Annotated in this window: 9 protein-coding genes; 5 read left to right on the top strand and 4 right to left on the bottom strand. The window is 59.4% G+C overall.

Annotated features, from left to right (window positions below; translation table 11 throughout):
- Positions 1-144: 144 nt before the first annotated feature.
- From ligA to KYK14_RS00850, 3 genes are all read right to left on the bottom strand, one after another.
- A complete protein-coding gene (gene ligA, locus KYK14_RS00860; protein ID WP_219156026.1) occupies positions 145-2,265 on the bottom strand; it encodes an NAD-dependent DNA ligase LigA in 2,121 nt (706 codons plus the stop codon).
- Between the two features lie 118 nt (positions 2,266-2,383).
- Complete coding sequence (locus tag KYK14_RS00855) at positions 2,384-2,860, bottom strand: DUF4920 domain-containing protein (RefSeq protein WP_219156028.1); 477 nt, start codon at positions 2,858-2,860, stop codon at positions 2,384-2,386.
- 165 nt (positions 2,861-3,025) lie between these two features.
- Positions 3,026-3,766: a TapB family protein gene (locus KYK14_RS00850; protein ID WP_219156030.1), complete on the bottom strand. Its 741-nt coding sequence runs from the start codon at positions 3,764-3,766 to the stop codon at positions 3,026-3,028.
- 183 nt (positions 3,767-3,949) lie between these two features.
- Between KYK14_RS00850 and KYK14_RS00845 the strand changes: the two genes are divergently transcribed.
- From KYK14_RS00845 to KYK14_RS00825, 5 genes are all read left to right on the top strand, one after another.
- Positions 3,950-4,183, top strand: coding sequence for a hypothetical protein (locus KYK14_RS00845; RefSeq protein WP_185283537.1), 234 nt, complete (start codon positions 3,950-3,952; stop codon positions 4,181-4,183).
- Entirely contained in the window at positions 4,176-4,517 is a 342-nt protein-coding gene (locus KYK14_RS00840) for a hypothetical protein (RefSeq protein ID WP_219156032.1), read from the top strand. Before KYK14_RS00845 ends, KYK14_RS00840 begins: the two co-directional genes overlap by 8 nt.
- A gap of 128 nt (positions 4,518-4,645) precedes the next feature.
- On the top strand, positions 4,646-5,293 hold the full coding sequence (locus tag KYK14_RS00835) for a cytochrome c oxidase subunit 3 (protein ID WP_185283539.1): 648 nt from the start codon (positions 4,646-4,648) through the stop codon (positions 5,291-5,293).
- Between the two features lie 155 nt (positions 5,294-5,448).
- The gene (locus KYK14_RS00830) at positions 5,449-5,868 is read left to right on the top strand and encodes a GNAT family N-acetyltransferase (protein ID WP_208306274.1); all 420 of its coding nucleotides are present in this window, start codon (positions 5,449-5,451) and stop codon (positions 5,866-5,868) included.
- 156 nt (positions 5,869-6,024) lie between these two features.
- The gene (locus KYK14_RS00825) at positions 6,025-8,832 is read left to right on the top strand and encodes a M16 family metallopeptidase (RefSeq protein ID WP_219156034.1); all 2,808 of its coding nucleotides are present in this window, start codon (positions 6,025-6,027) and stop codon (positions 8,830-8,832) included.
- Between the two features lie 86 nt (positions 8,833-8,918).
- On the opposite strand, the gene KYK14_RS00820 is transcribed toward KYK14_RS00825, so the two are convergent.
- Positions 8,919-10,826, bottom strand: a complete 1,908-nt coding sequence (locus tag KYK14_RS00820) for a T9SS type B sorting domain-containing protein (RefSeq protein ID WP_219156036.1) — start codon at positions 10,824-10,826, stop codon at positions 8,919-8,921.
- Positions 10,827-10,833 lie beyond the last annotated feature (7 nt).

The following is a 10,833-nucleotide window of genomic DNA, read 5'->3' as shown; positions in this document are numbered from 1 at the left end:
ACATCGTGCAACAACTAACTCAAACAACTTCTAAATCAACTTCTATAAGAAAACTTAGTAACAACAAGGTTCAGAATGCTATACGTGATACTGATCAACATTTAGTGACAGAGCTGCTGTATAGCGACGCGTCACTTATGCCAATCAGAACAACGACCCTTGGCCGCCCTGCGGTAGGGTCGGGGCAGCGAGGGCATCCAGCGCCGAATCGGCGGCGGCTTCGGCCTCGGAGTCGGGGAGGGTAGCGGCATCCGGGAGCATCGCCAGTAGGTCGGTTTCGGAGATGATGGGCACCTTCAATTCTGTAGCTTTTTCGCGCTTGGCAGGACCCATCTTGTCGCCGGCCACCAAGTAGCTCAGCTTCTTGCTAATGCTGCCCGTTACCTTGCCGCCGTGCTGCTGAATCAGTTGTTGCAGCTCCTCGCGGCTGTGCTGCTCAAACACGCCCGACAGTACGAAGGTTTGTCCGGCCAGCCGGTCGCTCTGGGCCTTGGGCGCCTCGCCAGTGAGGGCCAACTGTACCCCTGCCGCCCGCAGCCGCTCCACCATCTCGCGGTTTTGCGGCTCCTGAAACCACGCCGCCACCGATTCGGCAATGACGCCGCCTACCTCCGGCACGGCGGCCAGCTCCTCGGCGGTAGCCGCGCCTAGCGCCTCCACCGTGCGGTAGTGCGCGGCTAGCTTTTCGGCCACCGTTTCGCCTACGTAGCGAATGCCCAGGCCAAACAGCACCCGGTCAAATGGCACCTGCTTGCTTGCTTCCAGGCCCGCAATCAGGCGCTGTACTGATTTCTCGCCCATGCGCTCTAACTGAGCGAGTTCGTCGGCCTTGCCAGGTAACTCGTATAAGCTGGCAGCATCCGTCACCAACCCCAGGTCGAAGAATCGGCCCACGGTTTCGGCACCCAAACCATCGATATCTGAGGCTTTGCGCGACACGAAGTGTTCCAGCTTGGCTTTCAGCTGGGGCGGGCAGCCCCGGTCGTTGGGGCAGCGGAAATGCGCCTCGCCTTTGGGCCGAATAAGCGGCGTACCGCAGGCGGGGCACTCCGTGGGGTAGACAATGGGCTGGCTGTCGGCGGGCCTGGCCGTGAGGTCGACGCTGGTAATCTTGGGAATGATTTCGCCGCCTTTCTCCACAAATACCGTGTCGTCCAGGCGCAGGTCGAGGGCAGCAATCTGGTTGGCGTTGTGCACCGAGGCGCGCTTCACGATGGTGCCAGCCAGCGGCACGGGGTCGAGTAGGGCCACTGGTGTCACGGCGCCGGTGCGGCCTACCTGGTACTGTATCTCGCGCAGGCGGGTGCGGCCGGCCTCGGCGGGGTATTTATACGCAATGGCCCAGCGCGGGCTTTTGGCCGTGTAGCCCAGCAGCTCCTGCTGGCGCAGGTCGTCTATCTTCACCACAATGCCATCGGTAGCCACGGGGAGGGTGAAGCGGTGCTTGTCCCAATGATGGATAAATTCCAGCACCTCGTCCAACGAGTGGCACTTGCGCCACGTGTCCGACACAGGCAGGCCCCAGGAGCGCAGTGCTTCCAGGGCGGCGCTGTGGGTAGGGAAGTCGCGGCCCTGGCTGAGGTAGCTGTACGCGAAGAAGCGCAGCCGCCGCGCCGCCACCAGCGCCGAGTCTTGCAGCTTGAGGGCGCCGCTGGCGGCATTGCGCGGGTTGGCCAGCAGGGCTTCGCCGTTGGCTTCGCGCTCCTGGTTCAACTCCGCAAAAACCGGCTGAGGCATAAAGATTTCGCCGCGCACCTCAAACTCCTCGGGCTGAGTGGGGCCGGCGTGGCGCAGGTGCAAGGGTAGGTTTTTGATGGTGCGCACGTTGCTGGTCACCACGTCGCCACGGGTGCCGTCGCCGCGCGTGACGCCCTGCGTCAACTGACCGTTGTTATAGGTGAGGCTCATGGCCACGCCGTCGAACTTCAGCTCGCACACATAGGCGTACTCGGCGCCTTCCAGGCCGCGCTGCACCCGCTCGTCGAAGTCGCGTAAATCAGCCTCCGAGTAGGTATTGCCCAGGCTGAGCATGGGGTAGCGGTGCAGGGCCGTCGGAAACTGCTTGGTGATGGTGCCGCCCACGCGCTGGGTAGGCGAGTTGGGTAGGGCCAGCTCGGGGTAGGCTTTTTCCAGAGCTGCCAGCTCCGCCAGCATCTGGTCGAACTCCTGGTCGGGCACTTCCGACACGTCGTTCTGGTAATACTGATAATTAAGGTGGTGCAGGCGGGCCGTGAGGGTGGCTATCTGTTCCTGAATACTAGGCATAGTAGTGAAAAGTGCGAAGTGGTGAGAGGGTGAGTTTGAAATTCTCGCCGCGCAGATACTGCAAGTTGCGTCGCAAAAACGGCAAACTCACCATTTCACCACCTCACAATTTCACCATTCACTGCACCCGCACGCCGTCGGCAATGAAGTTGTATTGCTCCACGGGCGTGGTGATGGCCGCAATTTCCTGCTTCGATTTGCCAGCATCCTCAGCGTAGTGGCGCTGCTGGGCCACCGATACGGTTTCGTGCACTACTATGCCTTCTATCACGGCCGTTTTGCCGCTGATGTCTTTGGGCACAAGGAAGGCGTGGTCCTTGAAGCGCACGCGCATCATCTGGCCGGGGGCGGGCTGCATGGTTAGCCAGCAGCCCTCGGCCTTGCACACGTCGGCAATGGGGCCTACCAGCTTCACGCGGGCCGAGTCGCGGCCGGCCAGCACGGTTTTGAGTTGCTGCACTGGCACGGCGCCGGCGGGCGTCACGGGCGTGCCGTAGGTATGCGCTTGTGTGGTAGCCAGCAGCGCTGTGTGCGTGCTGGGTTTGGCGGTTTTAGACGATTTATCGACTTGCCCTACGGCCAGGGTGCAAGACAAACTACAGGCAGCTACAAGCAAAAAGCGCATCGGGAGTGGGATGAAAAGTAAGGTGAAACCGCCACCGCCATAGCCCGGGTATTGTATAGGAGAAAGGCTGACGATCAGGACATACTGTTGCAAAATAGCAAACAAACCGCACATCAGCGCGCCACAGGTGCTGGCCTACCGCTTCGCCAACTCCTTCACTTCGCGCAGCTTATCCCGATCGTAGTACTCGGTGCGTACAATGCCCACGGCCGGATCATAATACGTTACTTCGCGCTCCACTTTGCGAATGGCCATGTCGGCACGCGCCCGTGTGGTCAGGTCACGCTCGGCTTCTACCTTGTAGCATTGAAAGGTGCCGGCGGGCGTGGTCACGGGTTGGGGCCCGCCCACAACCCGCCGGTTTTTGAGCATGGCCTGTACTTTGGCAATGTCTACCGCCGAACTGCTGACTTGCACCATTATCCCGCCATCGGGCAGTTGCGAGCCCACGGTAGGGTTATCGGGCCAGGCCAAGCGAGTAGGCTGATAGGTGTAGATACGGTCCCGAAACCGGCGCAACGCATCGGGTGGCAGTTCGGCCGTGCCATCTGTGAAGGACGTGTCGCGGTGCGCCGCATAGGTGAGGTCCTGCAAACGCACCAAGCGGTTTTTGGCGTCGTAGGTACCGCTTTTCAGTAGGGCGGTAGTGGTAGTTAGCGTTTGTTTTTTGTTGGTTTCAGAGCCGAGCAGCACCACACGCTGGGTGATATAGCCGGTTTTCTTGCCCTTCGCATCCAACAAGTTATATACCAGCTCGACGTTATCGGCGAGACGGAAGGGGGTAGGGCCTTCCAAAAGAGGGCGGGTAGGGGCGAAGGCACTGGCACCAAGCAGGAGTGCCAACAGCGCGGCCGGACGCGTGAAAATGAAAGGCATAGAAGGAGGAAAAATACAATATGGGTAGGAGGCTATCTGTTATGCTCCATACGCGAGACGGGGGGACGAAAGTTACGCTTGGGACAACCCTGTGGGGTGTTTTGCGTTTGCCGGGGCAGGGCCGTAGCTTACAGCCAACGTGTCTCGAATACGCTTCTACCCAAATTTCTTACCAAAATCTATATGGCTGATTCTGCCGCTCCTACCACCAATTGGGCCGATATGGCTGCTTCCGTATTATCTAAGCTCTCGGGCGGGGTCGAGCTGTCCTGCGCTTTCGATCAAATAGAAGTGCAGGTGCCGAACCCACAAAACCCTACCGGCGCACCCGCCACCTGGCGCATCAATGGCTCGTTGCGCATCCGCACGCGCGGCGAAAATCCTACCCCCGGCTCCACGCCCTCGTCCCTTGGCTAGCGGCCTCGAACTAGACGCCCGCCTGACCGTTACGATAGAGGGCGACGAGCTGCAACTGGCAGCCTCCGGCACCTACCTCATCCTGAACGTGCCCAGCCAGCGCGTCCTCGACAAGCTCACCAGCGGACCACCCAAAGACCCCAACGCCCCCCCGCGCGCCCCCGGCCCCAAACCCGACCCCTTGCAGCAGCTGCATGAGCTGGCCAAACGGCTGGGACTGGTGCTGGAACTGCGCGTGAGCGGCAAAACCTACGTTACGTTTGGGCAAGGGAAACGCCCGAGTATCACCTTTCACGCGGTGCTGGGCAAAATCGGGTCGTTCTTTCGCAGCTAAGCCGACGAAAACAAGCGGTAATCCGTGGTGGTTTTGTTTATATTGGCAAAAGGCTCAATGGGTTTGCCACGGAACTAAAGGTCCCTGAAATAACTTGCCCAACCGTATGCTGCTACGTCTGCTCTGTAATGAATTCTGATTTCGGTAAAGAACGCCAGGGACGAATCGGGGCCAATCGCCCTACCCCCTCCACCCGTCCCGCCCGGGTGCCCCTGTCGCTGCTGCTGCTCTACCTGGGGCTGGTGGGTAGCCTGGTTTTGTTTGTGGTGCTGATATCGGCCTACGCGCACACGCGCTACACCAGCGGGGTGCCGGCGGGGCTACACCCGTTTCCGCGTTACTTTTCCATCAGTACGGTGGTATTGCTGGCCAGCAGCTACACGCTCAGCCAGGCCCAACGCCTCTACCGCGAAGACGACGTTACGAATCTGGCGCGCTGCCTTGGGGCTACGCTGCTGTTAGGCCTGGCCTTTGCCGGCTTGCAGGCGCTGGGCTGGCATGATTTGCAGGTGCAGGGCGTCTTCTTCAGAGACAAGCCCAGCGGTACCTACGTCTACCTCATCTCCGCTATTCACGTCATGCACCTGTTGGGTGGCGTGCTCTTCCTGATGTTGCTGTTCCTGCGCGCCCAGCACGCTTCCCGCGACAGTATCCGCACGCTGCTGTTTATCCGCGACCCGTACCGCCGCTTGCAGCTCAAGCTCATGAGCACGTACTGGCACTTTGTGGATGGGCTGTGGGTGCTGTTATTCTGTGCGTTCCTATTCTTGTATTAGGCTGAAATTAGTTATTTGTCATCCTGAGCAACGCGAAGGGCCTTAAGTTAGATGAACGACCGACGTAACAACGATTCGTTCATCTAACTTAAGGCCCTTTCTTAGTACACGACTCCGTTCGGAAGTCCTGTGGTAACTAGTTATAACACGCTTCCATGCCACCACGCCTGCTCCTGACTACTGATCCTGACCTCGCCACCCGCCAGCCAATTCTGGCAGGATTGCAGGAATACAACCGGCAGCAAGTGCCTGGCGAATCGCAACTGCTGGCTGTGCTGCTCCTCGATGAGCAAGACGCAACCATCGGCGGTTTGTGGGGGCGCACCTATTACGATTGGCTGTTTGTAGAACTGCTGTTTGTGCCGGAGGCGCTACGCGGCCAAGACCTAGGTGCCCGCCTGCTGCAAGAGGCCGAGCAGGCCGCTAAGCAGCGCGGTTGCCAACACGCCCACCTCGATACGTTCGGGTTTCAAGCCAAAGACTTTTACCTGAAGCAAGGCTACACCGTGTTCGGACAACTCGAAAACTACCCCACCGGCTTCACTCGCTACTTTCTGCGCAAAGCGCTTGTGTGAGTAGGTGGCGTGCCTGATTAGTGGCGAAAAAGACACTGTGTTGCGGAAGAAATAGACTGTTTCAAATAGTATATGAATATTGCCGTATAGTGTTTGTTTCTAGATAGATAGTAAGTAGTATGCAGCGTATTAACCTACTCACATAACTACTATCTTATGCGGTGTTTTGGTTCTTTTATCCGACTGTGGCCCCTGGTGGCTGCGCTCCTACCAACTGCGTTGCCATCGGCGGCGCAAAGCAAGCTGCCCGAAGGCCTCACCCGCGTAGCATCGGTGGAAGGCATCACGGAGTATCAGCTGAAAAATGGCCTGCGCGTGCTGTTGTTTCCCGACAACTCCAAGCCGACTACCACCGTCAACATCACCTACCTAGTAGGCTCGCGGCACGAGGGCTACGGCGAAACGGGTATGGCGCACCTCTTGGAGCACATGGCCTTCAAGGGCTCTGCCAAGCACAAAAATATCCCGCAGGAGCTGACCGAGCACGGCGCCCGCCCCAACGGCACTACCTGGTACGACCGCACCAACTACTTCGAAACCTTCTCGGCTACCGACGAAAATCTGAACTGGGCCCTCGACTTGGAAGCCGACCGTATGGTGAACAGCTTCATCGATGCGAAGGACCTGGCCACGGAATTTTCGGTGGTGCGCAACGAGTTTGAAATGGGCGAAAACTCGCCGAGCCGGGTGCTGATGGAGCGCGTGCTGTCGTCGGCTTATATATGGCACAACTACGGTAAGTCCACCATCGGCTCGAAGGAAGATATTGAGCGCGTGCCGATTAACAACCTGAAGGCGTTCTACCAGAAATACTATCAGCCCGACAATGCCGTGCTGGTGGTAGCCGGCAAGATGGACGAGGCCAAGACGCTGGCTTTGGTGGATAAGTATTTCAGCCCCATTCAGAAGCCTACCCGGCAGCTACCCCAGGCCTACACCACCGAGCCTACCCAGGACGGCGAGCGAAGCGTGACCCTGCGCCGCGTGGGCGACGCGCAGAGCGTGGCCGTAGCCTACCACACCCCTGCCGGCGCCCACCCCGATTATGCTACCCTCGACGTGCTGATGGACGTGCTGACCAACGAGCCATCGGGCCGGTTGTATAAAGCGCTCATCGACAGCAAGAAAGCTGCCTATACCTACGGCTGGACGCCCGCTCTGCATGACCCCGGCTTTGCCTTCTTCTACACCGAAGTGCGAAAGGAACAGTCCCTGGACTCGGCCCGCACTACCATGCTGCACACCCTGGATATGGCCTCTGCTAAAGAGCCCACGGCCGAGGAGGTAGACCGCGCCAAAACCAAGCTACTCACGGGCATTGAGTTGCTGTTTAAGAACACGGACCGGGTAGGGCTGGACCTAAGCGAGTGGATTGCGGCCGGCGACTGGCGCCTGGTGTTCCTCTACCGCGACAACATCCGGAAGGTGAAGCCCGCCGATGTGCAGCGCGTTGCCAACGCCTACCTGAAACCCTCGAACCGCACCGTCGGCACTTTCATCCCCGAGCAGAAACCCGACCGCTCCGACATCCCGGAAACGCCCAACGTGCTGGCGCTGGTGAAGGACTACAAGGGCGAGAAAGCCGTAGCCGCCGGCGAAGCCTTCGATGCCTCGCCTGCCAACATTGAGGCCCGCACCAAGCGCGGCGAGGAGGGCAAAGGCACCAAATACGCCGTATTGCCCAAAAGCACCCGCGGTAACAGCGTGAACGTGCAGCTCACCCTGCGCTACGGCGACGAAAAGAGCTTGGCCAACAAACCCGGCCTAGCCAGCCTCACGGCCTCCATGCTGGAGCGCGGCACCAAAACCCGCTCCTATCAGCAAATCCGCGACGAACTGGACAAGTTGAAAGCCCGCGCCTACGTGTACGGCGGCAGCCAGTCGGCCGGGGTGGTGGTGGAAGCTTCGAAGGAAAACCTGCCGGCCGTGATGAAGATTGTAACCGATTACCTGAAGAATCCGACGTTTCCGGAGGCGGAGTTTAATAAGCTGAAGCAGGAGCGACTGGTTTCGCTGGAGTCGCAGAAACAGGAGCCAGATGCCATTGCGTTCAACACGAGCCAGCGCGTGCTGAATCCCTACCCCAAGGGCCACCCGCTGTACGTGATGACCTTTGACGAAGAGATTGACGCACTGAAAGCCACGACGGTAAACGACGTACGCCAATTCTACAAAGACTTCTACGGCGCCGAAAACGCCACCGTGGCCGTAGTAGGCGCCACCGACGAAGCAGCCGTGCAGAAGCTGGTGAAAACCGACCTGGGCAAGTGGAAAGCCAACAAGCCCTACGCCCGCATCGTGCGCAACTACCAGGATGTGAAGGCCGGCAAACAGTCGGTGCAGGCCAACGATAAGGCCAACGCCGTGTACGTGGCCGGCTTCAACCTACCCATGCGCGACGACGACCCCGACTACCCCGCGCTGGTATTGGGCAACTACCTGTTCGGGGGCGGCTTCCTGAACTCGCGCCTAGCTACGCGGGTGCGGCAGAAAGAAGGCATCAGCTACGGTATCGGCTCGCAGGTGAGTGCCGACTCGCGCGACAAGCTGGCCTCCTACATGGTGTACGCCATCTACAACCCCGAAAACAACGAGCGTTTGGAAAAAGCCATTCAGGAGGAATTTGCTACGATGTCGAAAACTGGCTTTTCGGCCGACGAAATTAAAGCGGCCAAGAGTGGCTGGTTGCAAAGCCGCTCCGTATCGCGGGCCCAGGACGATGCCCTGGCCGGCCGCCTGAACTCCTACCTCGACCTGAACCGCACCCTGGCCTGGGACGCCGACTTCGAGAAGAAAGTAGCCGCCCTCACGCCCGAGCAGGTGAATGCCGCCGTGAAGAAATACCTCGACTACAACAAACTGGTATTCGTGGAAGCCGGCGACTTCGAGAAAGCCAAGAAGACCTTGGCCGAGAAGAAAGCGAAAGAACCCGCCTACCGCTCGGCCCCACCGGCTAAGCCTTAGAGTAAGTGATAGAAGTGAGTTAATAAACAAAATCCCCGATCGTGCTGCACGATCGGGGATTTTGCTAGTAGATTATCAAAGCCTCGCTACTGATAGGCAGGCGCCAGCGTCAGCATGCCTTTGAAGCGGCGCTTGTTGGTGTACTCAATCAGGTAGAAATACACGCCGGCGGGGCGGCCGCCGCCGTCCCAGCGGAAGTTGCGGTCGGCGGAGCTGTATACCTCGTTGCCCCAACGCGAGAAAATCTTGATGTTAGCAAAGCGGTTGTCGCAGAAGTCAGGTGGGAGAGTAGGTAGGGTGAATTCGTCGTTTTTGCCGTCGTGGTTGCCGGGCGTGATGATATTGGGCGGCAGAAACGCCAGGGTGTCGGGGCTGACTACTTCAAAGCGCACCACCTGCACCTGGGGCTGCGGGTAGCACGTGCTTTCCTGCACCCGAAAGGTGACCTCCATCTGTTGCAGGAGCGCCGCCGAGCAAGACGCCTCCCACCGAAACACGCCTGTAGCCCGCCCCTTACCATTCGTCGGCACGAAACTCATGCCGGCCGCTGCCATATCGAAGCCAGTGCCGGCTGCCGTAAGGGTCAGGGGGTCGTTGTCGGCGTCGGTGGCCGTGAGGTTTGCCTCATACACACTGCCGGGGGCTACGCGTATCACCAGGGGCGTGTTGTTGTCCTGCATCAAGGTAGGCACCGAAGTTAACTCGGGCGTATGGGTAGGCGCGGGCTGGGCCAGAATAGCCAGTTGCACTGTATCGCGCTTGGGCAGACTACAGCCGTTGTCGGCTACAATCACGTTCAGGTAATACACCTGGCCCTTTGTGTCGAAGCAGGTAGGAAAGCACAACTGCGAAATGAGGGTGTCGGGCATGCCAGTGGCGCGCACCATGCCTTGTAGGAGTGATATGCTGGGTAGGGGTCCCGTGAAGTTGACGGGCTGCAAGGAAAGCGACAGCGCCGAGGCATTATCCGCGTCGGTGAAGCGCAGGCGCACGCAAGGGTTGCCGCCCGGCACCAGCCGGATGGTGTCGCGGCCGGGCAGGTAGGTAGCGTTGCCAAGTTGGGCCTGCGCGGTAATCGTCGGGTCGGCATTGGTAGGGCACGTAATCACCTTCAACTGAAAGTCGCGCCGCGTCTCGCCAATCTTCACCTTGTTGCGGTACTCCGAGCATTTGATACCAAATACAAACAACCCCAGCTGGGTAGGACGCACCTCTAACCGCCCCGTGCGCCGGTTGATGGTGAGGGTAGGCGCGCCCGGTATCTGGCTTTGCTCGCTGCGGCCTGGACCCCAGCTGATGGTGGGGTAGGGCGCTGAAGTAGCCGTGGCCGGCTTGGGTACGCGCGTAGAGGAGTAGCCGTTGAGCGGCGTGGCCAGCTCATACACCAGCGAATCGCCATCGGGGTCCTGGCCGCCAAAGTCGTAGTAAAACAACTCGCCCAAGCACGCATAGTCGCTCAGAGGCGGAAAAATGCGGGGCGTGGAGTCGCGGAAGGGCTGGCCGTTGCGCAGCACCGCCGGAAACTCCAGGTAAAACGTCTGGCCCGACTCGCCCGGCCTCACAATGTTGCTGATGCCGTTGTTGCGGCAGCACCGCTCCACGGCTACATAGTAGCCCTGGGCGCCGGTATACACGTTGGGCGAAAGCTGCACCACACTACGATACACCAGCTTGCGTGTGCTAAGCGAGGGCGACGTACAGGCCGGGTTGGTGTAGGCCACGTACGTATTCTCCACCAGCGGCAGCACCACATTCTGCATCGACCCATTGGTGGCTTTGTCGAAAATACCAGCCGTCAGGTCGTTATCCAGTGCGCCAGGGCTGCCGTTGATGGCGTCGAAATAGAGCGTGAGCGTCAGCTGGTAATTGTTGCCCGATACATATTGCAGGTCCATCTCTCCTCCCACAATGTGCGTGGCCCTTGCTGAAAAGCTCAGCAGCAGCAACAGCATAAGCAGCCCACCACTCCCTAACAAGCGTAGAAAACAAGCCATAGCACCA

The organism is Hymenobacter profundi, assembly GCF_019334315.1.
GTDB classification, from domain to species: domain Bacteria; phylum Bacteroidota; class Bacteroidia; order Cytophagales; family Hymenobacteraceae; genus Hymenobacter; species Hymenobacter profundi.
Note: the sequence above shows the minus strand (reverse complement) of the source record. Positions and strands in the feature narration are given on the sequence as shown.